This window comes from Kocuria sp. KD4 (assembly GCF_011769905.1).
GTDB lineage: Bacteria > Actinomycetota > Actinomycetes > Actinomycetales > Micrococcaceae > Kocuria > Kocuria marina.
In genome coordinates this window covers 1,140,101-1,165,297 of record NZ_CP050449.1, presented here as the reverse complement: position 1 = coordinate 1,165,297, position 25,197 = coordinate 1,140,101, and the positions used below count along the sequence as shown (strand labels likewise).

20 protein-coding genes and 4 tRNA genes are annotated in these 25,197 nt (G+C 68.8%); 4 read left to right on the top strand and 20 right to left on the bottom strand.

Going from position 1 to position 25,197, the window contains the following annotated elements; translation table 11 throughout:
- Window positions 1-34: 34 nt before the first annotated feature.
- The 6 genes from HBK84_RS05365 to leuC all read right to left on the bottom strand — a co-directional run bounded on the left by HBK84_RS05365 (window position 35) and on the right by leuC (window position 6,562).
- On the bottom strand, window positions 35-1,186 hold the full coding sequence (locus HBK84_RS05365) for a D-alanine--D-alanine ligase family protein (protein ID WP_035964592.1): 1,152 nt from the start codon (window positions 1,184-1,186) through the stop codon (window positions 35-37).
- Window positions 1,183-2,253, bottom strand: coding sequence for an NAD(P)H-dependent glycerol-3-phosphate dehydrogenase (locus tag HBK84_RS05360; RefSeq protein ID WP_167318376.1), 1,071 nt, complete (start codon window positions 2,251-2,253; stop codon window positions 1,183-1,185). The genes HBK84_RS05365 and HBK84_RS05360 overlap by 4 nt, the downstream gene beginning before the upstream one ends.
- The gene (locus tag HBK84_RS05355; protein ID WP_167318375.1) at window positions 2,250-2,993 is read right to left on the bottom strand and encodes a 1-acyl-sn-glycerol-3-phosphate acyltransferase; all 744 of its coding nucleotides are present in this window, start codon (window positions 2,991-2,993) and stop codon (window positions 2,250-2,252) included. The genes HBK84_RS05360 and HBK84_RS05355 overlap by 4 nt, the downstream gene beginning before the upstream one ends.
- A gap of 72 nt (window positions 2,994-3,065) precedes the next feature.
- Entirely contained in the window at window positions 3,066-4,385 is a 1,320-nt protein-coding gene (gene murA / locus HBK84_RS05350; RefSeq protein WP_064845678.1) for a UDP-N-acetylglucosamine 1-carboxyvinyltransferase, read from the bottom strand.
- A gap of 97 nt (window positions 4,386-4,482) precedes the next feature.
- The gene (gene leuD / locus HBK84_RS05345; protein ID WP_035964598.1) at window positions 4,483-5,082 is read right to left on the bottom strand and encodes a 3-isopropylmalate dehydratase small subunit; all 600 of its coding nucleotides are present in this window, start codon (window positions 5,080-5,082) and stop codon (window positions 4,483-4,485) included.
- 46 nt (window positions 5,083-5,128) lie between these two features.
- Window positions 5,129-6,562 carry a 3-isopropylmalate dehydratase large subunit gene (gene leuC / locus HBK84_RS05340; RefSeq protein WP_085106308.1) on the bottom strand — a complete coding sequence of 478 codons (1,434 nt, stop codon included), beginning with the start codon at window positions 6,560-6,562 and terminating at the stop codon, window positions 5,129-5,131.
- Between the two features lie 160 nt (window positions 6,563-6,722).
- Here leuC and HBK84_RS05335 point away from each other — a divergent pair, with 160 nt between their 5' ends.
- Window positions 6,723-7,535 carry an IclR family transcriptional regulator gene (locus tag HBK84_RS05335; protein ID WP_085106309.1) on the top strand — a complete coding sequence of 271 codons (813 nt, stop codon included), beginning with the start codon at window positions 6,723-6,725 and terminating at the stop codon, window positions 7,533-7,535.
- A 63-nt stretch (window positions 7,536-7,598) separates the two neighbouring features.
- Here HBK84_RS05335 and HBK84_RS05330 read toward each other — a convergent pair whose 3' ends face one another.
- From HBK84_RS05330 to HBK84_RS05270, 13 genes are all read right to left on the bottom strand, one after another.
- On the bottom strand, window positions 7,599-9,266 hold the full coding sequence (locus tag HBK84_RS05330; protein WP_167318374.1) for a GTPase: 1,668 nt from the start codon (window positions 9,264-9,266) through the stop codon (window positions 7,599-7,601).
- Window positions 9,263-11,017, bottom strand: coding sequence for a dynamin family protein (locus HBK84_RS05325; RefSeq protein WP_167318373.1), 1,755 nt, complete (start codon window positions 11,015-11,017; stop codon window positions 9,263-9,265). Before HBK84_RS05325 ends, HBK84_RS05330 begins: the two co-directional genes overlap by 4 nt.
- 120 nt (window positions 11,018-11,137) lie before the next feature.
- A tRNA-Glu gene (locus tag HBK84_RS05320) sits at window positions 11,138-11,210 on the bottom strand.
- 164 nt (window positions 11,211-11,374) lie between these two features.
- Window positions 11,375-11,446, bottom strand: a tRNA-Gln gene (locus HBK84_RS05315).
- A 143-nt stretch (window positions 11,447-11,589) separates the two neighbouring features.
- The gene (gene gltX, locus HBK84_RS05310) at window positions 11,590-13,110 is read right to left on the bottom strand and encodes a glutamate--tRNA ligase (protein WP_144998158.1); all 1,521 of its coding nucleotides are present in this window, start codon (window positions 13,108-13,110) and stop codon (window positions 11,590-11,592) included.
- A gap of 232 nt (window positions 13,111-13,342) precedes the next feature.
- Window positions 13,343-14,116, bottom strand: a complete 774-nt coding sequence (locus HBK84_RS05305) for a fumarylacetoacetate hydrolase family protein (protein ID WP_131332698.1) — start codon at window positions 14,114-14,116, stop codon at window positions 13,343-13,345.
- 117 nt (window positions 14,117-14,233) lie between these two features.
- The gene (locus tag HBK84_RS05300; protein ID WP_167318372.1) at window positions 14,234-15,331 is read right to left on the bottom strand and encodes a branched-chain amino acid aminotransferase; all 1,098 of its coding nucleotides are present in this window, start codon (window positions 15,329-15,331) and stop codon (window positions 14,234-14,236) included.
- 108 nt (window positions 15,332-15,439) lie between these two features.
- Window positions 15,440-16,528 carry a 3-isopropylmalate dehydrogenase gene (locus tag HBK84_RS05295; protein ID WP_167318371.1) on the bottom strand — a complete coding sequence of 363 codons (1,089 nt, stop codon included), beginning with the start codon at window positions 16,526-16,528 and terminating at the stop codon, window positions 15,440-15,442.
- Window positions 16,529-16,740: 212 nt separating this feature from the next.
- Window positions 16,741-18,294, bottom strand: coding sequence for a methionine--tRNA ligase (gene metG, locus HBK84_RS05290; protein ID WP_167318370.1), 1,554 nt, complete (start codon window positions 18,292-18,294; stop codon window positions 16,741-16,743).
- 144 nt (window positions 18,295-18,438) lie between these two features.
- Window positions 18,439-19,464, bottom strand: coding sequence for a ketol-acid reductoisomerase (ilvC, locus tag HBK84_RS05285; protein WP_085106315.1), 1,026 nt, complete (start codon window positions 19,462-19,464; stop codon window positions 18,439-18,441).
- 98 nt (window positions 19,465-19,562) lie between these two features.
- Window positions 19,563-20,072 (bottom strand): acetolactate synthase small subunit, encoded by a 510-nt coding sequence (gene ilvN, locus HBK84_RS05280; protein ID WP_064845687.1) that lies wholly within the window; start codon window positions 20,070-20,072, stop codon window positions 19,563-19,565.
- A 3-nt stretch (window positions 20,073-20,075) separates the two neighbouring features.
- Window positions 20,076-21,953, bottom strand: a complete 1,878-nt coding sequence (locus HBK84_RS05275; protein WP_167318369.1) for an acetolactate synthase large subunit — start codon at window positions 21,951-21,953, stop codon at window positions 20,076-20,078.
- 364 nt (window positions 21,954-22,317) lie between these two features.
- Window positions 22,318-23,295, bottom strand: a complete 978-nt coding sequence (locus tag HBK84_RS05270) for an NAD(P)-dependent oxidoreductase (protein ID WP_131332693.1) — start codon at window positions 23,293-23,295, stop codon at window positions 22,318-22,320.
- Between the two features lie 165 nt (window positions 23,296-23,460).
- Between HBK84_RS05270 and HBK84_RS05265 the strand changes: the two genes are divergently transcribed.
- A tRNA-Lys gene (locus HBK84_RS05265) sits at window positions 23,461-23,533 on the top strand.
- A gap of 127 nt (window positions 23,534-23,660) precedes the next feature.
- Here HBK84_RS05265 and HBK84_RS05260 read toward each other — a convergent pair.
- The gene (locus tag HBK84_RS05260; RefSeq protein WP_167318368.1) at window positions 23,661-24,176 is read right to left on the bottom strand and encodes a MarR family winged helix-turn-helix transcriptional regulator; all 516 of its coding nucleotides are present in this window, start codon (window positions 24,174-24,176) and stop codon (window positions 23,661-23,663) included.
- 287 nt (window positions 24,177-24,463) lie between these two features.
- Here HBK84_RS05260 and bcp point away from each other — a divergent pair, with 287 nt between their 5' ends.
- A complete protein-coding gene (gene bcp, locus HBK84_RS05255; RefSeq protein WP_167318367.1) occupies window positions 24,464-24,937 on the top strand; it encodes a thioredoxin-dependent thiol peroxidase in 474 nt (157 codons plus the stop codon).
- A 157-nt stretch (window positions 24,938-25,094) separates the two neighbouring features.
- Window positions 25,095-25,179: transfer RNA gene (locus HBK84_RS05250), tRNA-Leu, on the top strand.
- Window positions 25,180-25,197: the final 18 nt, after the last annotated feature.

The following is a 25,197-nucleotide window of genomic DNA, read 5'->3' as shown; positions in this document are numbered from 1 at the left end:
TCACGCGACCCTCACGCGGCGTGCGTGGGCGGATTCAGCGCAGCCCCACGGGCCGTTCGAGCGCCAGGGTGATCAACTCGTCGATCAGTGCACTGTACTGCAGCCCGCTCGCGTCCCACATGCGCGGGTACATGGAGATGGGGGTGAATCCGGGCATGGTGTTGATCTCGTTGATGATCACGCGGTGATCGGGCGTCACGAAGAAGTCGCAGCGTGCGAGCCCCTCACCGTCCACGGCGTGGAACGCGCGCACCGCCTCGCGGCGCAGCGTGTCGATCACGTCCTCCGGGAGCTTCGCGGGGCACGAGAGTGCAGCGCCGTCGTCTTCAAGGTACTTGGCCTCGAAGTCGTAGAACGCGTGACCCTGCACCTCGATCTCCCCGGGCAGGGACGCGCGGGCATCGTCGGTGCCGTGGCCACCCAGGACGGCGCACTCGATCTCACGGCCGTCGATGCCCGCCTCGATCACGAGCTTGCGGTCGTGTTCGCGCGCGGTCTCGATGGCCGCGTCCAGTCCGGAGGGGTCGTCCACCCGGGTGATCCCGAAGGACGACCCGGCGCGCGCGGGCTTGACGAAGACCGGGAAGCCCAGCTCGGCGACGGCGCGGTGCACGCCCTGCGGGTCGGTGCGCCACGTGCGGTCGTGGACCACGGTGTACGGACCCACCTCGAGTCCGGCGGCCTGGAACGCGAGCTTCATGAAGTGCTTGTCCATCCCGATCGCCGAGGCCGCCACGCCGCACCCCACGTACGGCAGGTCCGCGAGCTCGAGCAGCCCCTGCAGGGTCCCGTCCTCACCGAACGGGCCGTGCAGCAACGGGAAGACGATGTCCACGTGGCGGCCGCGGGTCAGTGCGGCACCGTGCTCGTCCGAATCGTGGATCAGCAGCCGGCTGTCCCCCGTCTGCAGGGGCAGGCTCACTCGTCGCCGCCCCACGGGCAGCTGCGCCATGGGCTGCTCGTCCAGCAGCGCCTCGAGTTCCTCCTGGGAGTACAGGAACCATGCGCCGTCCGTGGAGATCCCCACACTCACCACGTCCCACGTGTCACGGTCGATGGCCCGCAGTACCGAGCGCGCCGTGATGAGGGAGACGGAATGTTCCGACGAGCGCCCGCCGAACACGACCGCGACACACGGCTTACTGCCCGCGGCGGTGGACTCGGGGTTCTCGTGGGTGGTGCTCATGCGCTGTTCCCTTCGGATTTCAGATCGCGGCCCAACAGCCTGGGCGCCAGTTCGTGGACCGGAACGTCGTTGCGCAGCACGCTCACCACGGCCTCCGTGATGGGCATGTCCACGCCGTGGTGGCGCGCGAGGGCGAGGACCGCGGGGGCGGACTTGATCCCCTCCGCGGTCTGGGTCATGGCGTCCTGCACCTGCTCGAGGCCCAGTCCGGCCCCCAGGAGCCTACCGGCCGTGTGGTTGCGGGACAGGGAGGACGAGCACGTGGCCACGAGGTCGCCCATCCCGGACAACCCCGACAAGGTGGTCAGGTCGCCGCCCAGCGCCAGGGCCAGCCGTGTGGTCTCGGCCAGGCCGCGCGTCATGACCGAGGCTTTGGAGTTGTCCCCGTAGCCGCGGCCGTCGCAGATCCCCACGCACAGGGCGATCACGTTCTTCACGAGACCGCCGATCTCGGTGCCGATCACGTCCGTGTTCGTGTAGGGCCGGAAATAGGGTGCGGCACAGCAGCGCGCAACCCACGCGGCGGTGTCGTGATCGGTGGCCGCGACCACGGAGGCCGTGGGTTCCTCCCGCGCGATCTCCATGGCCAGGTTGGGCCCCGAGAGCACGCACGTGCGCCGGGCCCACTCCTCCGCGGTGCGCTGCGTGTGTTCGGCGAGCACCTGAGCGATCACCTGGGTCATCCGCAGCCCGGTCCCGGATTCGAGTCCCTTGGCCAGGGACAGGATCACGGCCTCCGGTTCCACGTACGACGCCGCCGCGCCCAGTTGCGCGCGCAGCGATTGGGCGGGGATCGCGGCGACCACGAGGTCCGCTCCCGCGAGCGCCGAGCGCAGGTCGCTCGAATACTCGAGGATTTCCGGTAGCTCGATCTCCGGGACGTAGCGGTCGTTGCGGTGCTCGCGGGCGATCCGCTGCATCGACTCGGGATCGCGGCCCCACAGACACACGGTGCGCTGGGCGCCGGCATCCGCGGCGGCGTCCGCGAGGACCTTGGCGAACGTGGTGCCCCACGAACCCGCTCCCAGCACGGTGACCTTGCGGGGACCGTTCGGATCCGGCGTCACGGGGCCACCTTCCCGGCTCGCGGGTCGAAGAGCTCGCGCGGTACTTCTTCTTGCCGCAACTCACCCAGCAGGTCGGTGATCGCACCCATGATGGATTCGGTGGCCTTCGTGAGCTCGTCGGAGGACGGATGACCAGGACGCTGGAGACCGCCGGGGACGAGGTCCTCCGGGTGCATCGGCTCTCCCACGAGCACGTCCACGCGCTTACGGGGCCACAGGCTCACCGTGCGGTGACCGCTGGGGTCCCGGTACAGGATCTCCTGGTCCCCCCAGTGCGCCATGGGCACCACCGGGACGCCGGCCTTGAGCGCGAGACGAGCGGCTCCCGTGCGCCCGCGCATGGGCCACATCTCGGTGTCCAGCGTGATGGTGCCCTCCGGATACACGATTACGGCGCCGCCGCTGTCGAGTTCGGCCAGGGCGGCCACCAGGGAGTCCTTGGCGCGCGAGGTTCCGCGGTACACGGGGACCTGCCCGATCTTCGCGATGATGGTGCCCACCACCGGGACCCGGAACAACGACTCCTTGGCCAGGAACCGCGGCATGATCCCGGACGCGTACACCGGGTAGGCCACGGTGATCGGATCGAGCTCCGTGAGGTGGTTGGCCGCCACCACGAAACCGCCGGAGCCCGGGAAGTTCTCCCGGCCACGCCAGTGGGATCTGGCGAACAGCCGGTAGACGGGGATCACCATCCCCGCGAGGACGCGGAACGTGGAACGCTGCGAGGTCCTACTCATCCGGGCTGTCACTCCTTGCTGGGCGGATTGCAGTTCCCTCGATCGGGTGAGCCGTGCGGTGCGGGCGGGGGCTCACCGCTCGTCGACGGTGAAGTTAGCGCCCAGCCCACCCAGTTTGTCGGTGAAGTGCTCGTAGCCGCGCTTGATCAGTTCCACACCGGTCACGTGCGAGACGCCCTCCGCGGACAGCGCCGCGATCAGGTGGGAGAACCCGCCGCGCAGGTCCGGGATGTGGATGTCGGTGGCATGCAACGGCGTGGGGCCGGAGATCACGGCGGAATGCAGGAAGTTGCGCTGCCCGAAGCGGCACGGCACCGAGCCCAGGCACTCGCGGTGCAACTGGATCACGGCGCCCATGCGGTTGAGCGCGCGCGTGAAGCCGAAACGGTTCTCGTACACGGTCTCGTGCACGATCGACACGCCCTTGGCCTGGGTCAACACGACCACGAGCGGTTGCTGCCAGTCGGTCATGAATCCGGGGTGCACGTCCGTCTCCACGATCAGGGGGTTGAGGTCCCCGCCCGGGTGATAGAAGCGGATGCCGTCCTCGCGGATGTCCAGCCCACCGCCCACCTTGCGGAAGGTGTTGAGGAAGGTCATCATGTCCGCCTGCTTGGCGCCGGCCACGAAGATGTCACCACCGGTGGCCAGTGCCGCGGAACCCCACGACGCCGCTTCCATGCGGTCGGGCAGCGCGCTGTGCACGTACCCCGTGAGTTCAGGAACGCCCTCGATGCGGATCACACGGTCCGTCTGCACGGTGATGAGCGCGCCCATCTTCTGCAGGATCGCGATCAGGTCCATGATCTCGGGCTCGGTCGCGGCACCGCGCAGCTCGGTGTGGCCCTCGGCACGCGTGGCGGAGAGCAGCACCTGTTCCGTGGCCCCCACGGACGGGTACGGCAAGTCGATCTTGGCGCCCTGCAACCCGTGCGGTGCACTCATCCGGATCCCCGAATCGAGCTTCTCCACCTTGGCGCCGAAATTGCGCAGCACCTCGAGGTGGTAGTTGATGGGGCGGTCACCGATCCGGCACCCGCCCAGGTCCGGGATGAACGCCTCTCCCAGGGCGTGCAACAGCGGGCCGCACAGCAGAATCGGGATCCGCGAGTCGCCGGCGTGGGCGTCGATGTCCGCATGGCGGGCACGAGTCACGTTGGTGGGGTCGAGCGTCAACTCACCCCGGGCGTCGTCGCGCGTGACCTCCACACCGTGCAGGCTCAGCAGGTCCGTGACGACCTTGACGTCCTTGATCTCCGGCACGTTGCCCAGCGTGGAAGGAGTGGAGCCGAGCAGCGCGGCCACCATGGCCTTGGGAACCAGGTTCTTGGCGCCGCGTACCGTCACCTGACCCGACAGCGGAACGCCGCCGGTGATGCGCAAAGAAGTCATGACCTACCGATCTGCGGGAAGGGATCTCCCGGGCGCGGAACACGCACGGGACCTCGACATTCTACCGGCTCGAACCGCTGATCGGTCCAGCCGCCACTCAGGTTCGGGCGGGCAGCGTGGTGGGCTTGAACGCGGGGCGGGTGCGCTCGTACGCATCGATGTCCGCCTCATGCTGCAGGGTCAACCCGATGTCGTCGAGACCCTCCATGAGCCGCCAGCGGGTGTAGTCGTCGATCTGGAAGGGCACCGTCACGGGCCCGCACGTGACGGTGCGCGACTCCAGGTCCACCTGGATCTCCACGCCGGGCTGCTCCTCCATGAGCTTCCACAGCAACTCCACGTCCGATTGGTCCACCTGCGCCGCAAGCAATCCCTGCTTGCCCGAGTTGCCGCGGAAGATGTCCGCGAAACGGGAGGAGATCACGGCCTTGAACCCGTAGTCGCGTAGCGCCCACACGGCGTGCTCGCGCGACGACCCCGTACCGAAGTCCGCGCCGGCCACGAGCACGGAAGCGTTGCGGTACTCGGGCTGGTTGAGCACGAACTCGGGGTTCTTGCGCCACCCGGCGAACAGGGCGTCGTCGAAACCGGTCTTGGTGATGCGCTTGAGGTAGACGGCGGGGATGATCTGGTCGGTGTCCACGTTCGACTGCTTGAGCGGGGCACCCACGCCCCGGTGGGTGGTGAACTTCTCCATGGCTGTGTCCTTTTCTGGTGGTGTACGTCGCGGCGGGTTGCGGGGCTCAGGCCACCGGCTCGAGGTCCGACGGCGCGCTGAGGGTCCCCCGCACGGCCGTGGCCGCCGCGACCACCGGTGACACCAGGTGGGTGCGCCCGCCCTTGCCCTGGCGCCCCTCGAAGTTGCGGTTGGACGTGGAGGCGCAGCGCTCCCCCGGCGCCAACTGGTCCGGATTCATCCCGAGGCACATGGAGCATCCCGCGAAGCGCCAGTCCGCGCCGAAGTCCGTGAACACCTTGTCCAGCCCCTCGGCCTCGGCCTGCAAGCGCACCTTGGCGGAACCGGGGACAACCATGACCCGCACGTTTTCGGCCTTGCTGCGGCCCTTGACGATCGCCGCGGCGGCCCGCAGGTCCTCGATGCGGGAGTTGGTGCACGAGCCCAGGAACACGGTGTCCACGGGGATCTGCTTCATGGGTGTTCCGGCTTCCAGGCCCATGTACTCGAGGGCGCGCCGCGCGGCGTCCTTGGCGTTGTCATCCCCGGCGTCCTCCGGATCCGGGACCGCCTGGGACAGCGGCACGCCCTGACCCGGGTTGGTGCCCCACGTGACGAACGGCTCCAGTTCATCCGCGTTGATGAACACTTCGCGGTCGAACGTGGCGCCCTCGTCCGTGTGCAGGGTCTTCCAGTACTCCACGGCGGCGTCCCAGTCCTCACCCTGCGGCGCGTGCGGGCGGCCCTCGACGTAGTCGAACGTGGTTCGGTCCGGCGCGATCATCCCCGCCCGCGCACCCGCCTCGATCGACATGTTGCAGATCGTCATGCGCGCTTCCATGGACAGGGAGCGGATCGCGGACCCGCGGTACTCGAGCACGTGACCCTGCCCGCCGCCCGTGCCGATCTTGGCGATCACGGCCAGGATGATGTCCTTGGAACTGACCCCCGGCTTGAGCGTGCCCTCCACATTGATGGCCATGGTCTTGAACGGTGCGAGCGAGAGGGTCTGGGTGGCCATGACGTGCTCCACCTCGGACGTGCCGATCCCGAACGCGAGCGCCCCGAAGGCTCCGTGCGTGGATGTGTGGGAGTCACCGCACACCACGGTCATCCCCGGCTGGGTCAGCCCCAGCTGCGGACCCACCACGTGCACGATCCCCTGTTCGGCGTCCCCCAGGGAGTGCAGCCGCACACCGAATTCCTCGCAGTTGCGGCGCAGCGTCTCGATCTGCTTGCGGGAGGTCTCGTCCGCGATGGTCGAGAAGATGTTTTCGGTGGGCGTGTTGTGATCCTCGGTCGCGATCGTCAGATCGGTGCGCCGCAGTCCGCGTCCGGCCAGCCGCAGGCCTTCGAAGGCCTGGGGGCTCGTGACCTCGTGGAGCAGGTGGAGGTCGATGTAGATCAGGTCGGGGCGTCCGGCCTCACCCTGGCGCACCAGGTGGTCGTTCCACACCTTCTCCGCCAGCGTCCGCGGCGCGGTGGTCTGTGTGCTCGTCATCTCGTCACTCCTGCTCGTGTCCTGGCGTGCGGTGGACGACGCCGCGTGGGCGGCGTTCGCGCGTCCCGCACGTGACCGTTGCCATCATGGTCATCGCTCGCGGCGAGCAGTTCCACTCCTCGGACTTGCTTCTCGCATTGTGAGACGGCAATATCAAGGCATGGACACGACGCACGCGATGGATCCTTCCGGAGCCCCCCTGGGCTCTCCCCTGGGCGGCCGAGGGACGGGCTCGGGCATGCCCGAGGAGTCCTCGTTCTCCCCCTCCGGCGTGGGGGTCATCGACAAGGCCTCCCTCATCCTGGACGCCCTCGAGGCCGGTGCGGCCTCCCTCGCGGATCTCGTGGAGACCACGGGGCTCGCGCGACCCACCGCCCACCGGCTCGCGGTGGCGCTCGCCCATCACCGGTTCGTGGGCCGGGACGTGCACGGGCGCTTCGTCCTCGGGTCCCGCCTCGTGGAGCTCGCCTCGGCCGCTGGTGAGGACCGACTGATCTCTGCCGCGGCCCCCGTGCTCCTGCAGTTGCGGGACAGTACCGGTGAGTCCTCCCAGGTGTTCCGCCGCCAGGGCGAGTGGCGCGTGTGCGTGGCCTCGGCCGAACGGCCCATCGGCTTGCGCGACACGATCCCCGTGGGCACCCAGTTGTCCATGAAGGCGGGCTCCGCCGCGCAGGTGCTCGTGGCGTGGGAGGACCACGCGCGCCTGATCGAGGGGCTGCATCACGCGAGGTTCTCCGCCACGACCCTCGCCGGGGTACGACGCCGCGGCTGGGCCCAGTCGATCGGCGAACGCGAACCGGGGATCGCCTCGGTCTCCGCGCCCGTGCGTGGACCCTCGGGCAGGGTGATCGCCGCGGTGTCCATCTCGGGACCCATCGAACGCCTGTCCAAGCAGCCCGGTCGGAAGCACGCGGACATCGTGGTCCAGGCGGCCCGGCACCTCACGGAGGCCGTGCGCGTCAGCGCCGCGTGAGCCCGTGGGCGCAACCCGGGCCGGGCGCATCGGCAAGGGTGAGCCCCGAGCACGCCGTGCAGGTCAGCGCCGCGTGAGCGCCGCCCGTGCCACGGCCCCGGTGAACTCGCGGTGCGCCTCGAGTTCGTGTTCCACCGGGGCCTGGACCGTCTCCTCGGCGGTCGTGCGGACGGAACGCTGCAAGCGACGTCGTACCCGCGAGGCCCGGACACGGGACGCGAGCGACGCGATCACCGCGCCCGTGAGCGCGAGGAAGAGCGCGAGCACGACCCCCGCGAGCACCATGAGCGTGGGCATGGGTAGTGGGAAGCCCTCGACCGTGGGTGGCGGGGGCAGGGGGATCTGGAAGTACTCGGCCAGGAACAGACCCAGCAACCACAACAGACCGAGCACCGTGACGAGCATGGCGAGCCACTGCAGGACGTCGAAGACGATCCACCACCAGGACGCCCCGCGCGCGGAGAACTTGGTGCGTGCGACGGCTTGGTCCAGCGCGTCCGGCAACCGCTGTTCGTTGCTGCGGGCGGCGCCACGGATGCTGCGCCGCCACGGCTCCCCGGCGCCCTGGGAGACATCGTCCGCGAAACCGCGCACGGCGGAGTCCGCGGCGGCCTTCTGGGACGCGTTCATGGGCGGCAGGGACGTGCGGTGCACCCCGGGGTCCGAGTGCTTGTCATGGCTCTCGATGTGCAAGCGCTTGAGCGGGTCCTTGCTCAGGCGGGTGAGCCAGCGCGTGGCGATCCACCCGGTGTGCCGCCCCGCGCGCAACCGGTACGAACGGGCCGCGGCGTCCGCGACCAGGTCGATGCCGACGGCACGCGCGAGCCCGGCGGTGAGCCGCTCACTCGCGTCCTTGGTGATCCCGCGCGGATCGCCCTCCCCTGCGGCGCGCGCGAGTTCCCCGGCGCTGTGGATGACGTCCGCCTCGAGTCGCTGCCCGGCGGCGGCGCGTTGGGCGGCCACGGCGTGGATCCGGTCCCGCAGTTGCGGGACACCCTGACCCGTGAGAGCGGAGACGGCCACGGGCGCGCTCGGCCCGGTCGCGGGGAGGCCGTCCTGCGCCACGAGTTCCGTGAGCGATGCGAGCACCGAGGGGACGTCCCGCTCATCGAGCCGGTCCGCCTGGTTGAGCACGACCATGGTCACGGCGCCGTGGCGGGCGAGCGGCTGCACGAAGTCCTGGTGCAACACCGCGTCCGCGTACTTCTGGGGGTCCACGACCCACACGACCACGTCCACGAGACCGACCATGCGCTGGACGATCTGCCGGTGTTCCCGCGTCACGGAGTCGAAGTCCGGCAGGTCCAGCAGCACGAGCCCACCGCTCGTGGTGCTCGCCTTGCGCCCGCGCCCGGTGGACGTGCTCAGCGCGGGACCCACGACCCTGCGGTCAGCGACGTCGAGCCAGTCGAGCAGCGGCTGGCTGCCCTCATCCCCCCAGATCGCGGCGAGCGGTGCGGAGGTCGTGGGTCGGCGCGCCGCACTACGGGCGAGGTCCTGACCGACCACGGCGTTGAACAGGGAGGACTTGCCGGAGCCCGTGGCGCCGAAGAAGCCCACCACGGTGTGGTCCGCGGACAGCGCCCGGCGCTGCGCGGCGCGCTCGAGGGTCTCCCGCGCACCCCGGATCACCTCGGCGTCCAGGCGACCCTCCGCGATGTCCACGGCCTGCGCGAGTCCGGAGATCCGATCGGACAGGGACACGTCCTGGTCCCGGGAACGCGGGTTCACAGGGCCTCACTCTCTGCGCGCACGCGGGCGGCCGCTGCGTGCAGTTGCTCGGCCGAGGGGTGCTCCCCGAGTTCGTCGATCGTGTCCAGGAACTGCTTGGCCCGACCGGCCAGCATCGTCCGAATCCGGGTCTCCAAGTTCTTGCGCGCCTGGTCGCTCATCCGGCGCACGGCGTCCTCACCGAAGACCGCCTCGAGCAGTTTGGTCCCCACGACACCCGAACCACCCGCGATCCCGACCTCCAGGCCGGTCAGCCCGCCCGTGGTCGAGAACACGGCGATCATGAGGATCACGGCGAGCGCGTTCACGCCCAGCGACATTGCGCGGGCCCGCGTGCGCTTGCCCGCGCCTTCCTGCTGGATCATGAGCATGACGTCCGACTGCCACGACCGGATGCTCTCCGCGACCTGGTCGGGGAAGTCCGGTGGCAGGGCGGCCGCATCCCGGCCCGCGAGCAACACCTGTCCGGCGGGCTCGTCACGCCAGCGCCGCTCGGCGGATTCCGCGGCACGGGCCGTGTTCTCCACGATCACGGCCTGCAGACCCGATTCGATGGCTTCCTCCACGCGCACCTCGGGTGCGGGTTGGCCCTTGAAGAACGCGGTCATCCGGTCCCGGACCCGCCCGATTCCCGCCTCGAGGCTGCGGAAGAACTCGCCGGTTCCCACGAAGTCCTGCCAGCGCGCGAGCACCTCACCGCGCAACAGGGTCCCGTCCCGAGTGGAGTCGATGATCGCGCGCAGCGCCTCGTCGAAGGACGTGGTCACCTCGCGGCGCAGGTGCTCCTCCGTGTGCTGCTGGCCCGCCACGGCCTCCGCGGTGCGGTCGGTCGTGTCCGCGAGTTCCCGCACCGCTCCCCCGAGGGTGCGCGCGGCGATCTCCGAGCGGGCCTGCGCGTCCGCGCCGAGCGTCTCGAGCCACTCACGCAGCGGTTCCACGGCGGCCGGGGGCAGCATGCGCAGCTCGTTGAGCGGGGACTCCTCGACCACGAAGATGGGGGCGCCACCCAGTCCCTCCTCGTTGAGCATCCGCCGCAGGTCCTCCTCGATCTCCGCGGCCGACGACGCCTGCACCCGGTCCAGCACCACGGCCACCGTGATGTCGCGCCCCGCAGCGTTGCGCAGCAGCTGCCACGGCACGGCGTCCGCGTAGCGATTGGCGGTCGTGACAAACAGCCACAGGTCCGCGGCGGAGAGCAACTGGGCGGCCAGGGCCCGGTTATTGTCCGAGACGGAATCTACGTCCGGGGCGTCCAGGATCGCGAGGCCCTTGGGGATGTTCTGGTCCGCGAGCAACACGAGGGACCCAATGTCCTCCACGGCCGTCCCACCGTCGTCGGGCGCCGGCGCGGGGCGAGAGGGATCCACGAGGGTCCCCTGGACCCGGGCCAGGTGCGGCAGCACACGCTGAGTGGTGAACGCCCCCGCGTCGCTCGGGTGATGGATCAGCAGGGGTCTGCGCGTGGTGGGGCGAATGGCCCCGGAGCGTGTGACCGGGTGGCCCACGAGGGCGTTGACCAGGGTCGATTTCCCCGCGCCCGTGGAACCGCCCACCACGGCCAGCAGCGGGGCGTCCAACGAACGGACACGCGGCAGGACGTAGTCGTCCAACTGGGCCACGGCACGCGCCGCGTTCTCGCGCTGTTGCGCCGCGCTCGCCGTGGCGAGCGGCAGGGTCGTGGAGCGCAAGAGCTCACGCGTGGTCTCGAGGGACTCGATGAGCGGCACGGCCGGTGCGTTCTCGGTGTTCACACGATCATTGTGCCAGCCGTCACGCGGGCGTCGCGGCAGCGCGCCGGGAACGGACGGGAGCAGTGGGTGGCAGACATGCGAAGAGCCCCGGTTTCCGTGGAAACCGAGGCTCTTCTGTAGTGACCCCAGCGGGATTCGAACCCGCGTTACCGCCGTGAGAGGGCGGCGTACTAGGCCGCTATACGATGGGGCCGTGTACTTTCCGTGGACCGCTGTCGGAAACTCGTTCCTGTGCGGTCCCGCGTTGACGCACCAAACAGTAACATCTTCGCGGTCATGCTCCAATTTGGGAAAACCCACCGTGGAACAGCGATGCTCGGTTCGTTCGAACCGTGGTCCGTCCGATGCCAGAAAGCGCTGGGATACCAGGACTCGAACCTAGAATGACGGTACCAGAAACCGTTGTGTTGCCAATTACACCATATCCCAATGGTCTCGCTGCCCGCCCGGTCCGCACCGGATCGGCCGCGCAACGAGCAATAACTATACCCGGGGAAGCCGCCGCTGCCAAACCGGTCCGCGGGGTGGGGGTCGCCTCCCGGGTGACACCCACCCGTCGCGGACGGATCGCGTTAGGACGCGGCGAGGTGCTCGCGCAGCGCGCGGATGCGCTTGAGCGACGATTCTTTCCCCAGGATTTCGAGGGATTCGAATAGGGGCGGGGAGATCCGCTGGCCGGACACTGCCGTGCGGACCGGGCCGAACGCCAGGCGCGGCTTGATCCCCAGGCCATCCACGATCGCCTCGCGCAGGGCGATCTCAATCTTCTCGGCCGAGAACTCCTCCAGCGACTCGAGAGCCGTGAGAGCGGCGTCGAGCACCTGGGGTGCGCTGTCCTTGAGCTGCTTGGCAGCGTCCGGGGCGATCTCGATCTGCTCGTCCGGCAGGAAGAGGAAGCCCAGCAGGCCGGGGGTCTCACCGAGCAGGTTCATGCGCTCCTGCACGAGCGGGGCGGCCCGATCCAGGACGTCGTTCTCCTTCTCGGTCAGGGTCTCCCCCACGAGGCCGGCAGAGCGCAGGTACGGGATCAGCCGGTCCCGGAAGTCCCGGGGGTCCAGCATGCGCACGTGCGTGCCGTTGATCGCCGTGGCCTTCTTGAGGTCGAAGCGCGCAGGGTTGGCCAGGACGTCGTGGATGTCGAAGTTCGCCACGAGTTGGTCCACGGTGAAGATGTCCTCGTCCGCGGACAGCGACCACCCGAGCAGGGCCAGGTAGTTCAGCAAACCCTCGGGGATGAACCCGTTGTCGCGGTGGTGGAAGAGGTTGGACTCCGGGTCCCGCTTGGAGAGCTTCTTGTTGCCCTCCCCCATGACGTAGGGCAGGTGCCCGAACTCGGGGATGAACTCGGCGACCCCGATGCCCATGAGGGCGCGGTACAGCGCGATCTGCCGGGGCGTGGAGGACAGCAGGTCCTCGCCGCGCAGTACGTGGGTGATCCCCATGAGGGCGTCGTCCACGGGGTTCACGAGTGTGTAGAGCGGCTGGCCGTTCGCGCGGGCCACCACGAAGTCCGGGACCGAGCCCGCCTTGAAGGTGATCTCACCGCGCACGAGGTCCGTGAACGTGATGTCCTCGTCCGGCATGCGCAGGCGCAGCACGGGCTTGCGGCCCTCGGCCCGGAACGCATCCTTCTGCTCCTCTGTGAGGTCGCGATCGAAGTTGTCGTACCCGCGCTTGGGGTCCTCACCCTTGGCACGGTGACGCTGCTCGACCTCCTCGGGCGTGGAGAAGTCCTCGTAGACGTAGCCGCCGGCCACGAGCCGGGTCAAGACGTCCTGGTAGATCTCGCCGCGCTGGGACTGCCGGTAGGGCTCGTGGGGTCCGCCCACGTTGACGCCCTCGTCCCACGTGATGCCCAGCCAGTCCAGGGCGTCCAGGATCTGCTGGAAGCTCTCCTCGGAATCGCGGGCGGCGTCCGTGTCCTCGATCCGGAACACCAGCGTGCCGCCCGTGTGGCGGGCCCACGCCCAGTTGAACAGGGCCGTGCGAATCAGACCCACGTGCGGGGTGCCCGTGGGGGACGGGCAGAAGCGCACGCGCACGGGTGCGTCGGCGGGAACGGTGGGGTGCAAAGTCGCTGCGTCGTCAGTCATGATGCGTTTATTCTACGGGTAGGAGTCATCCCCGCGGCGGGCACGGGGACTGCCCGCGGGGACTGCCCGCGCGGGTGTCGGCGAGCGCTGCCGCACCACCCCGGCCGGTTCCGACGACGGCGCGCCGAGGGACGGCTCGGCAACGCGTGCGCCCCGGGGGTCGTCAGGCGACGGCGCGCCCCGGGGTGGCCCGGTAACGGCGCGCCCCGGGGTGGGCCGGCGGCGCGCCGGGTCAGCGCCGCAGCACCGTGGTGAGCTCGCCGATCCCCTCGACCTGCACGGAGAGCTGATCGCCCTCGTCCACGATCCCGACCCCCGCGGGGGTCCCCGTGAGGATGACGTCACCGGGCAACAGCGTGAAGGCCTCGGACGCGTAGGAGACGAGTGTGGCCACGTCGAAGATCATGTCCCGCGTGTTGCCGTCCTGTTTGAGCTGCCCGTTCACGGTGGAGCGCACGGACAGGGCGGAGGTGTCCAGCTCGGTCTCGATCCACGGGCCGATCGGGCACGCGCCGTCGAACCCCTTGGCCCGGGCCCACTGGCCGTCGGTGCGCTGGGCGTCGCGGGCCGTGAGGTCGTTCGCGGCGGTGTAGCCGAACACAACCTCGGGAACGCGTTCCACGGGAACGTCCTTGCACATGCGCCCGATCACCACGGCGAGCTCGGCCTCGTACGAGACCTCCTCGGTCCAGCTGGGCAGGGTCACGGGATCGCCGGGACCGGACACCGCGGTGTTCGGTTTGAAGAACAGCATGGGAGCGGGCGGCAGCTCGTTGCCGAGCTCCTTCGCGTGCGCTGCGTAATTGCGCCCCACGCACACGATCTTGGAGCGCGGGATCACCGGGGCGAGCAACCGGGCCTCGGACACGGCCACGGTGCGTTCGAGCTCCTGGATCCCCACGTACAGGGGGTCGCCGGTGAGGTACCGCAGCGTCTCGGCGCCGGGTTCCCCGTGCACCGTGCCGAAGTGGATTTCGTTGTCGTGTGTGAACCGTGCGATGCGCATGCTCACAGGCTACACAGCCGCCCCCGGTGCAACCGAGGTCGGACCGGGGGCGGCTGGTCGAACGGGTGGCACGGACCCCGCCACGCGAAGCGTGCCGAGGGATTCACGCCACGTGGATCACGCCAAGCGGGTCAACCAACCGTGCGTGTCCTCCGCCTTACCGGTCTGGATGTCCAGCAACTGCTTGCGGATGGACATGGTCACCTCGCCGGGAGCCGCGTCCTCCGGGCCGATGGTCTCGTCGTGGCTCACGAGCCGCCGCACGGGTGCGATCACCGCGGCCGTGCCGCACGCGAAGACCTCCGTGAGGTGACCCGAGTTCACGCCCTCGCGCCACTCGTCCAGGGTGAAGGCGCGTTCCTCGACCTGCAGCCCGCGCTCCTTGGCCAGCTGGATCACGGAGTCGCGCGTGATCCCCTCGAGAATGGTCCCGGTCAGTTCGGGGGTCACGAGCCGGCCGTCGTCGAAGATGAAGAACACGTTCATGCCACCGAGTTCCTCGACCGCGTCCCCGCGCTCGTGGTCCAGAAAGAGCACCTGGCTGCACCCGTGCGCGTCCCCCTCCATCTGGGCGATCAACGACGCCGCGTAGTTGCCACCGCACTTCGCGGAGCCCGTGCCGCCCTTGCCCGCGCGGGCATACGTGCGCGAGAGCCAGATGTCCACGGGTTCGACCGTGCCGAAGTAATTGCCCGCCGGGGACGCGATCACGGAGAACAGCGCCTGCCTGGACGGACGCACCCCCAGGAACGGCTCCGTACCGATCATGAACGGACGGATGTAGAGGGACTCGCCCTCCCCGGAAGGAACCCACTTCTCGTCCTGGGCCACGAGCTCGCGGATGGCATCTACAAACGTCTCCTCGGGCAGCGTGGGCAGGGCCAGCCGCTGCGCCGAGCGATTCAGCCGCGCGGCGTTGGCCTCGGGGCGGAAGCTCCACACGGATCCGTCCGCGTGCCGGTAGGCCTTGAGTCCCTCGAAGATCTCCTGGCCGTAGTGCAGCACGGCGGTGGACGGGTCCAGGCTCAGCGGGCCGTACGGCTGCAGCCGTGCGTTGTCCCAGCGGCCGGTGTTCGCTTCCACGTCCCCCTGCCAGTCGATGCACACCATGTGGTCCGTGAAGTGTTTGCCGAAACCGGGGTTCTGCAACACGGCTTCGCGCACCTCATCGGTTGCGGGGTGGGGGTTGAGCTGCTTGACGAATTCAGTGCTCACGGGTGTTCTCCTTCGACGGCGTGCTGCCGGGCATCCCTGCTGAGGCGGTGCGCTGGCACGTGATGATGTGCTCCCAGTATCCCGCCCGCGGTGGCCGGGACGCGGACCTTAGACGCTGCGCGCACCCAACTGCGCCACGACGTCGTCGCCCACCTGCGACGTGCTGCGCTGCGCGGAACCGTTCGCCTCCAGGTCTGCGCGCACGGCGGCGTTGACCTGTTCCGCGAGATCGGGGTGGCCCAGGTGCTCGAGCATCATGGCGCCCGCGAGGATCGCGGCCGTGGGCTGGGCGGTGCCGGTACCGGCGATGTCCGGGGCGGAGCCGTGGACGGGCTCGAACATGGACGGCGCGGTGCGGTCCGCGTTGATATTGCCGCTGGGCGCCAGACCGATACCCCCGGTGACCGCGCCGGCCTGGTCGGTGAGGATGTCCCCGAACAGGTTGTCGGTCACGATCACGTCGAAGCGCGCGGGGTCGGTGGTCATGAAGATCGTGGCGGCGTCGATGTGCATGTAGTTCACGGTGACGTCCGGGTACTGCTCCCCGATCTCGTCCACGGTTCGCTGGTAGAGCCGCCCGGCGTTGACCAGGACGTTGTGCTTGTGGACCAGGGTCAGCCGCTTGCGCGTGCGGCTGTTCGCGAGGTCGAACGCGTAGCGCACCAGGCGGCGGACACCATGGGCGGTGTTCACGGACACCTCGGTCGCGATCTCGTGCTCGGTGCCCGTGCGCAGCGTGCCACCGTTACCCGCGTAGAGCCCCTCGGTGCCCTCGCGCACGACCACGAAGTCGATCTCCCCCGGGTCCGACAGAGGGCTCGTGGCACCGGGGTACAGCACCGCGGGGCGCAGGTTGATGTAGTGGTCGAACCCGAAGCGCAGCTTGAGCAGCAGATCGCGTTCGAGGATCCCGGAGGGGATGCGCTTGTCGTTGGGGGCGGCACCCACGGCACCGAACAGGATCGCGTCGTGGGAACGCAACCGTTCCATGGTGTCCTCGTTGAGCACCTCCCCGGTCTCGAGCCAGTGCTCGGCGCCGAGCGGGTAGCTCGTCTTCTCGAGGGTCACCCCCGCGGGGCGGGTCACGGCGTCGAGGACCTTGACGGCCTCGGCCACGACCTCCGGGCCGATACCGTCACCGGGCAGGACGGCGATCGAGTGGCTGCGGGCGGGTGCGGAAGGTGACGTCGGGCTCATGGAGGCCAGCTTAGGTGCGCCCGCCGCGGCCTTCCACATGGTGAACCCGGGTTTCATATAGCGAGACAAACAGTGGGCGCGAGATCCGCTGACAGCCGACCGGACCGACGACGCTCGGCCGGCCCGCAACGGTCGCTGCGGCGTCGTGCGGACAGGCAACGGCCGGGCCGCCCGACGACGACCCGGCCACCGCCCCTCGATACCGCAGTACCTCAGTCCTGGAGCGCCTCCGGGGCCTCGTAGCGCGGGAACACGCCGGAGGGCTTGGGCAGTTCGGTCCCCGCGGCGAGCCGCGTCCCCAGGGCCGAGAACTGCCGCGCCTGCCCCTCGGGCTGACCGAGCTGGTCCAGCAGCCTGGCCATGGAATCCGGCATGACCGGCTGTACGAGGATCGCGACGATGCGCAGCACCTCCGCCGTCACGTATAGCACGGTGGCCATCCGTTCCGGATCGGTCTTGCGCAGCACCCACGGCTGCTGCGCCGTGAAGTAGCGGTTGGCCGAGGCGATGACCCGCCACACGGTCTCCAGACCGCGGTGAAACGCGAGCTCGTCGAACGCCGCGCGGTAGTCCCCCACCGCCGACTCCGCCTGTTCGAGCATTTCGAGGTCCTCGGCAGTGAAGTCCCGCGGTTCCGGCACCGCGCCCCCGAGGTTCTTGGCGATCATCGAGAGGCTGCGCTGGGCCAGGTTGCCGAGGTCGTTGGCGAGATCCGAGTTGATGCGTCCGGCGATCGCGTCGTGCGAGTAGTTGCCGTCCTGGCCGAACGGGACCTCTCGCAATAGGAAGAAGCGCAACTGGTCCAGCCCGTACTCGCCGATCAGGGCGTGGGGATCGATCACGTTGCCCACGGACTTGGACATCTTCTCGCCCTGGTTGAACAGGAACCCGTGCGCGAAGACCTTCCGGGGCAGCTCGAGCCCCGCGGACATCAGGAACGCCGGCCAGTACACGGCGTGGAAGCGCGCGATGTCCTTGCCGATCAGGTGCACGTCCGCGGGCCAGAACGCCCGGAACAGCTCGGCGTCCGTGTCCGGGTAGCCCAGACCCGTGAGGTAGTTGGTCAGGGCGTCCACCCACACGTACATCACGTGCTGGGGGTTGCCCGGCACGGGCACGCCCCAGTCGAACGTGGCGCGGGAGATGGACAGGTCCTGCAGTCCGCCGCTCACGAAGGACGCGATCTCGTGCGAGCGCGTCTGGGGCTGAACGAACCCGGTGCGGTAGAGCTCGAGCAAGCGGTCCTGGTACGCGGAGAGCCGGAAGAAGTAGCTCTCCTCCTCGGTCCACGTGAGCTCCGTGCCCGTACCGATCGAGTAGCGCTGACCATCTGCGCGCACCTCGGTCTCGTCCTCGGCGTAGTAGGCCTCGTCCCGCACGGAGTACCAGCCGGCGTACTTGCCCAGGTAGATATCCCCGTTGGCCTCCATGCGCCGCCACAGCTCCTGCGACGCCGCGTAGTGGTCCTCGTCCGTGGTGCGGATGAAGCGGTCGTAACCGATCTGCAGTTTGTCGTCCATGGCCAGGAAGCGCGCGGAATTGGCGTCCGCGAGGTCACGAGGGCTCACGCCCAGCTTCTCGGCGGTCTGCTGCATCTTCTGGCCGTGCTCGTCCGTCCCCGTCTGGAAGCGGACGTCGAAGCCGTCCAGCCGCTTGAACCGGGCCAGGGTGTCCGCGGCGATGTGCTCGTAGGCATGGCCGATGTGCGGCGCGCCGTTGGGGTAGGAAATGGCCGTGGTCACGTAGAAGGGAGTCTGCTCAGTCACCCCACCACTCTATCGACCCGCGCACCGTGCCCGTCGCCCTTGAAGTGGGTACGACGCCGCGGTGCCCCTCCCGTGGGAGGGGCACCGCGGCGTCGTCGTCAGTCATGTCACGCTCCGTTGGCGCGGAGGCAACGGGAGGAGGGATCAGCGAGCGGCGGTGCCCTCGGTGTAGTCCTCGTCCGTCTGCTCCCACGCGAACAGCGAGCGCAGCTGGCGGCCCGTTGTCTCGATGGGGTGCTTCTCCTCCTTGGCGCGCAACTCCTTGAACTCGCTGCCGCCGGCGGCCTGGTCCTTCATGAAGCGGTCCGCGAAGACGCCCTCCTGGATGTCCTTGAGAACGTCCTGCATGCGCTCCTTGACGGAGGGGTCGATCACGCGCGGGCCGGAGACGTAGTCGCCGTACTCGGCGGTGTCGGAGATGGACCAGCGCTGCTTGGCGATGCCGCCCTCGACCATGAGGTCCACGATGAGCTTGAGCTCGTGCAGCACCTCGAAGTACGCGATCTCCGGCTGGTAGCCGGCCTCGGTCAGCGTCTCGAAGCCGTACTGGACCAGGTGGGACATGCCGCCGCACAGCACGGCCTGCTCACCGAACAGGTCCGACTCGGTCTCCTCGGTGAAGGTGGTCTTGATGACGCCAGCGCGCGTGCCACCGATGCCCTTGGCGTAGGACAGCGCGAGCTGCAGCGCCTGACCGGACGCGTCCACCTCGACGGCCACGAGGTCCGGGACACCGCGCCCGGCCTCGAACTCGCGGCGCACGGTGTGGCCCGGGCCCTTGGGGGCGACCATGGCCACGTCCACCCCCTCGGGGGCCGTGATGTAACCGAAACGGATGTTGAAGCCGTGCGCGAAGAAGATCGCGTCACCCTCGTCCAGGTTGTCCTTGATGGACTCCTCGAACACCTGCGCCTGGACCTGGTCCGGGGTCAGGATCATGATGACGTCCGCTTCCTTGGCGGCCTCGGCCACGGTCAGCACGCGCAGGCCCTGGGCCTCCGCCTTGGCGCGGGACTTGGAGTTCTCGGACAGGCCGATGCGGACGTCCACGCCCGAGTCACGCAGGTTCAGCGCGTGGGCGTGGCCCTGCGAACCGTAGCCGATGATGGCCACGGAGCGGTTCTGGATGATCGACAGGTCGGCGTCGTCGTTGTAGTAGATCTTTGCCATGGGCTTGCTCTATCTCCTTCGAATAGCGGATGGGCATTGCACGTCGGGGCGCAACGGCACGGGCGTTGCGCGAGATGCGGTGTCCTGCGGCCGAGCGGTCAGTGACGCAGGGCGCGATCGGACATGGATTTGGGGCCGCGGCCCAGGGCCACGGTGCCGGCTCGCACGATCTCCCGGATCCCGAAGGGTTCCAGGACGTCCATGAGGGCGTGGATCTTGTCGCGCGATCCGGTGGACTCGATGACCACGGATTCCGTGGAGACGTCCACGATCGTGGCGCGGAACAGGTCCGCGGCCTGCGTGACCTGCAACCGGGTGGCCGCGTCCGCGCGGACCTTGACCAGGATGTGGTCCCGCTGCACGGAGGACTCCGGCGACAGCTCCACGATCTTGATCACGTTGATCAGCTTGTTCAGCTGCTTGGTGACCTGCTCGAGCAGCTCACCCTCAGCGTCGACCACCACGGTGATCCGGGAGATCCCGTTCAGCTCCGTGGGGCCCACCGCGAGCGAGTGGATGTTGAACGCGCGCCGCGCGAACAACCCCGCCACGCGGGTCAGCACGCCCGGCTTGTCCTCCACCAGGACGGAAAGAGTGTGTCGGCTCATCGATCAGTCCTCCGTGTTCCACTCGGGCGTCATGTTGCGGGCGATCTGGATCTGGTCGTTGGAGACCCCGGCGGGGACCATGGGCCACACCATCGCGTTCGCGGAGACCACGAAGTCGATCACCACGGGGCGGTCGTTGATCTCGAGCGCCTTCTTGATGGTCTCGTCCACGTCCTCGTCCTTCTCACAGCGCAGGGCGGCACAGCCGTAGGCCTCCGCGAGCTTGACGAAATCGGGGATGCGGCGGGAGTTGTGACCCGTGTTCAGCTCCGTGTTGGAGTAGCGACCGTCGTAGAACAGGGTCTGCCACTGGCGCACCATGCCCAGGGACGAGTTGTTGATCACCGCGACCTTGATGGGAATATTGTTGATCACGCACGTGGCGAGTTCCTGATTGGTCATCTGGAAGCACCCGTCACCGTCGATCGCCCACACCACGCGGTCCGGCTGGGACACCTGCGCACCCATGGCCGCGGGGACCGCGAAACCCATGGTGCCCAGGCCCGCGGAGTTCAGCCACTGCCGGGGCCGCTCGTAGTCCACGAACTGCGCGGACCACATCTGGTGCTGCCCCACACCGGAGACGTAGACCGCATCCGGCCCGGTCAGCTCGGAGATCCGCTCGATCACGTACTGGGGACTGCCCAGACCGTCATCGGTCTTGGTGTAGCCCAGCGGATAGGTCTCGCTCAGGGAGTTCAGGGTATCCCACCACAGACCCAGATCCGGCGTGCCGGTTTCCTCGAACTCCTGGCGCACGGCCTGGGTGAGGTCCGGTATCACGTACTTGAGATCCCCCACGATGGGCACGTCCGCCACGCGGTTCTTGGAGATCTCCGCGGGGTCGATGTCCGCGTGGATCACCTTGGCGTTCGGGGCGAACGAGCTCAGCTGACCGGTCACGCGGTCGTCGAAGCGCGCTCCCAGGGTGATCAGCAGGTCCGACTGCTGCAGCGCGTACACCGCCGGCACGGTCCCGTGCATCCCGGGCATGCCCAGGTTCTGGTCGTGCGAGTCGGGGAAAATCCCGCGCGCCGTGAGCGTGGTGACCACCGGCGCGCCGGTGAGTTCGGCGAGCTCGAGCAGTTCCGCGGGCACGTCCGCCCGCATGGCGCCGCCACCCGTGTAGAGCACCGGACGCTGTGCCGCCGCGATCATGCGGGCGGCCTCCTTGATCTGCTTGGAGTGCCCGCGCGTCACGGGACGGTAGCCCGGCAGTTCCATCTGCGGGGGCCAGCTGAAGGTCATCATCGCCTGCTGGGCGTCCTTGGCCACGTCCACCAGGACGGGTCCCGGACGCCCGGTCGAGGAGAGGTGGAAAGCCTCGGCGATGACCCGGGGGATCTCCTGGGCGTCCGTGACCAGGTAGGAGTGCTTGGTCACCGGCATGGTCATGCCCACGATGTCCGCCTCCTGGAAGGCGTCCGAACCGATCGCGGAGCTGACCACCTGACCGGTGATCGCGAGCATGGGGATCGAGTCCATGTTGGCGTCCGCGAGCGCCGTCACGAGGTTCGTGGCACCGGGACCGGACGTGGCGATGCACACGCCCACGCGACCCGAGGCCAGGGCGTAGCCCTCCGCAGCGTGCCCCGCACCCTGCTCGTGGCGTACGAGGATATGGTTGATCTTCTCGGTGTCCAGCAACGGGTCGTAGGTGGGCAGGATGGCACCACCCGGCAGACCGAAGACGTCCGTGACACCGAGCTGCTCAAGGGAGCGGATGATCGCCTGGGAACCGGTCATCTCCTCCGGGGCCACGACCTCCGCCGCGGTACCCGTCAGCCGTGCCTGGTCCGTCTCCGCGGGCCGGGGCACCGAAGCCGCGGGCGGCCGCCGCTGGGCCATCACCGCCGGTGAGATCGGCTGATCCTTACTCATAGTGCTGTGTCCTTACCTGCTGTGTTGTGCGAGATGCCGAGCGGGGTGGCGCGGGGCGAGCCGGTGACAGGTCGTCATACATGGAAAAAGGCCCTTGCCACGGGTTCCGTGGGCTGAGGGCCTGGCGGGTACGCGCGTCGAGTACTCCTCAGGCCCGGTGTCCGATGAGGACGACCGGTACGAGGTCTACCACGATGCGCAGTGCCGTTGTCATACCGCCCATGGTGTGACCCGCAGAACGCGGGTGTCAAACTACGGACACCCCTTCTCACAATGTGAAACATTGTGTCCCCCACCGTGGCACCCCCGTCCGCGTGCGCGAGCCCGTCCGTGGTCGACCGTGCGGGACCGTGGGTGTCCGTGCTCACTCGTCCTGCAGGGCCAGTCGGCCCGGCTGCACGAGGAACTGCGGTGAGCGACCCTGCCGGATCAGTTCCAGCTGCTCCAGGATCAGCTTGCGCACCCGGGGGCGGAAGGAGACGTTGGAGCCGCCCACGTGGGGCAGCACGATCGAGCCCGCCGCGCTCATCAGGGAGTGGTCACCGGGAAGCGGTTCGGGGTCCACCACGTCCAGCGCGCAGCGCAGACGGCCCGAGACGACCTCCGCGGTCAGGGCGTCCGTGTTCACCACGGGACCCCGGCCCACGTTGACCACGAGGGCGTCGTCCGGCAGCAGTGCCAGGGTCCGCTCGCCCACCAGGTCGCGGGTCGCATCGCCGAGGGGTAGCGCGAGCACCAGGATGTCGGTGCGCGGCAGGATCTCGTCGAGTTCGTCAATGCCGTGGATACGGCCGGCCTCGTCCTCGCGGGCGTGGGAAGCCACTCGGGTGAGCTCCACCTCGAACGGTGCGAGTCGGGAGATGACCGCGCCTCCGATCTCCCCGACGCCCACCACGGTAACGCGGGAGTCAGCCACCGCGCGCGAGAAGTACCGCTTGTAGACACCCTCGTGCTGTTGCAACACGGCCCGGTCCAGGTTGCGCTGCGCGGCGATGATCAGTCCCAGGGCGATCTCCGCGGTCCCGGCCGCGTGCACCCAGCCGCCGGCGGCCAGGGCCACGTCCTCACCGATCTTCTCGGGCACGCCGTCGAAGCCCGTGGACTGCAACTGCACCAGACTCACGTCCCGCACGACGGAGGGATCCTTGAGCCAACGCCCGCTGTAGTAGGGAGCCACGGCGATGTCCACGTCCTCCCGGGCGCAGCCCTCCGGCTCGTTCTCCAGATCCCACAGCACGCACGTGAAATCGGTGGTTTCGGCGCTGATCTCGTCGAAGAGCTGCTGCTCGGGCAAGGAGATCACACGCAGGTCTGACAGCGGAACATCCTGGGAGTGGCTCATGCCCCCGATTCTACGGTCCGGTATACGCCGTAGGACCTGTACAACGGACGTGGCCCTCGGCACCCCGCAGCCCGATTTGACTCCCCCCGCCGTGGTGCTAAAGTAATCTCTCGTTGCGAGGGAGAAAGCAACGGCGAACACCGCCCGCTGACCCGTCCAACGCCCGCGCCTCTAGCTCAATTGGCAGAGCAATTGACTCTTAATCAATGGGTTCAGGGTTCAAGTCCCTGGGGGCGCACGGAACGACCGAAAGGACCGGATCACATGTGATCCGGTCCTTTCGCTGTCTGAACTCAACGAGCGTGCGCAGTGGCCCCGCCGCTCGTCGCGTTCCGGGTCACGACGACGCCGCTGCGCCGCCCGGGTCAGCGCGACGTGGCGCCGTGTTCCGACTCCGTCGGTGAGTCGGCACCCTCCGTGGGACCGGCCGGGGTCTCGGCGCCGTCCTCGACCTCCATGCGCCAGCGTGCACCACCCAGGGTGGAGATCAGGTCGATGAGCTTGCGGCGGAACTGCTCATCCGTGTCACGGTCGCTACCCAGCAACCCCTTCTCCAACCGCGCGGCGTCCACAAGGACCCGCTCCCCCGCCGGGGAGATGCTCACCATGTGGGAACGGCGGTCGAGCGCGTTGCGGGAACGCGTGATGTGACCATGCACCTCCAACCGGTGCAGGGTCTTGCCCATGGTCTGGGCCTGGACGCGCACTTGGTGGGCCAGTTGCGCCTGCGTCATGCTGCCCTCCGAGCGGAGGACGTCCAGGGCCATCACGCCCGCGTGGGTGATACCGAGAGACGCGAGGTTCTCGTTCCACGCGTGTTCCACGAGGCGAGCCGCCGTGGACAGCAGACGGTTCGTGGGCCACTGGTTCTTGTAGGACATAGGACTATCGTATCCGCTCGACGAAATCGCTGAACAATACTACGGGGCACCCCGCCAGTCAAATCCCCGCGCCGAACATCGTCTTGCGAACCCCTCTCGTGCGACTGCGGGAACCGCCCGGGATCGTGCGCACTGGGCGCGGGGCGGACGCAGCGACGTCGTACGGCGGGACCGAGACCGGAGCCGGTGCGTGAACCCGAAGCATGGCATGCTCGGGTGCATCCCTGAACTGTACGTGAGAACGCGTCCTTAGGGAACACCTGTCACTCACCAGGAAGGATCACGCCGTGACCGTTCGTCTGTCCCCCGGGGACGCCGCTCCCGATTTCACCCTGCCCGACGCCCACGGGGAGCCCGTCGCCCTGGCGGGCCTGCGCGGGAGCAAGGTCATCCTGTACTTCTACCCCCGCGCCGCGACCCCCGGCTGCACCACGCAGGCGTGCGACTTCCGGGACAACATGGCCTCGTTCGATGCCGAGGGTTACCGTGTGCTCGGGATCTCGCCGGACGCTCCCGCTGCCCTCGAGCGCTTCGCACAGAACGAGGGTCTGGGCTTCCCGCTGCTCTCGGACGAGGACCATGCCGTGGCGGAGGCGTACGGCGCGTGGGGCGAGAAGAAGAACTACGGGAAGGTCTATGAGGGTCTCATCCGCTCGACCGTGGTACTCGACGAACAGGGGACGGTGAGCCTCGTCCAGTACAACGTGCGCGCCAAGGGGCACGTGGCCAAGCTGCGCCGGGACCTCGGCCTCGACAACTGAGCGGGCGGCCGCCGCCCGGCCTGGGACCCGGAACCGGGGCCGCACCGCGCGCGCTTCTCGGCGAGCGCGGAGGAAGCACTGGTTAGTCACTGGTTAGTATGGTGGACGATTCCGGGCACCCCCTCCGCGTTCAGGCCGGGTCCGGGTCCCGATGTCAGCGCGAGTGGTGGAACTGGTAGACACGCAGGATTTAGGTTCCTGTGCCTCACGGCGTGCGGGTTCGATTCCCGTCTTGCGCACCATGATGCCGCGTACTGCCG

Bases quoted from the DNA above. Each gene is read 5' to 3' on its own strand.
- gltX (WP_144998158.1), bottom strand. From the start codon at position 13,110: ATGACTGACGACGCAGCGACTTTGCACCCCACCGTTCCCGCCGACGCA.
- leuC (WP_085106308.1), bottom strand. From the start codon at position 6,562: ATGACGAGCACACAGACCACCGCGCCGCGGACGCTGGCGGAGAAGGTG.
- HBK84_RS05305 (WP_131332698.1), bottom strand. From the start codon at position 14,116: ATGCGCATCGCACGGTTCACACACGACAACGAAATCCACTTCGGCACG.
- HBK84_RS05270 (WP_131332693.1), bottom strand. From the start codon at position 23,295: ATGAGCCACTCCCAGGATGTTCCGCTGTCAGACCTGCGTGTGATCTCC.
- ilvC (WP_085106315.1), bottom strand. From the start codon at position 19,464: ATGGCAAAGATCTACTACAACGACGACGCCGACCTGTCGATCATCCAG.
- HBK84_RS05355 (WP_167318375.1), bottom strand. From the start codon at position 2,993: ATGAGTAGGACCTCGCAGCGTTCCACGTTCCGCGTCCTCGCGGGGATG.
- HBK84_RS05365 (WP_035964592.1), bottom strand. From the start codon at position 1,186: ATGAGCACCACCCACGAGAACCCCGAGTCCACCGCCGCGGGCAGTAAG.
- ilvN (WP_064845687.1), bottom strand. From the start codon at position 20,072: ATGAGCCGACACACTCTTTCCGTCCTGGTGGAGGACAAGCCGGGCGTG.
- murA (WP_064845678.1), bottom strand. From the start codon at position 4,385: ATGACTTCTTTGCGCATCACCGGCGGCGTTCCGCTGTCGGGTCAGGTG.
- HBK84_RS05335 (WP_085106309.1), top strand. From the start codon at position 6,723: ATGGACACGACGCACGCGATGGATCCTTCCGGAGCCCCCCTGGGCTCT.
- HBK84_RS05275 (WP_167318369.1), bottom strand. From the start codon at position 21,953: ATGAGTAAGGATCAGCCGATCTCACCGGCGGTGATGGCCCAGCGGCGG.
- HBK84_RS05260 (WP_167318368.1), bottom strand. From the start codon at position 24,176: ATGTCCTACAAGAACCAGTGGCCCACGAACCGTCTGCTGTCCACGGCG.
- HBK84_RS05295 (WP_167318371.1), bottom strand. From the start codon at position 16,528: ATGAGCCCGACGTCACCTTCCGCACCCGCCCGCAGCCACTCGATCGCC.
- leuD (WP_035964598.1), bottom strand. From the start codon at position 5,082: ATGGAGAAGTTCACCACCCACCGGGGCGTGGGTGCCCCGCTCAAGCAG.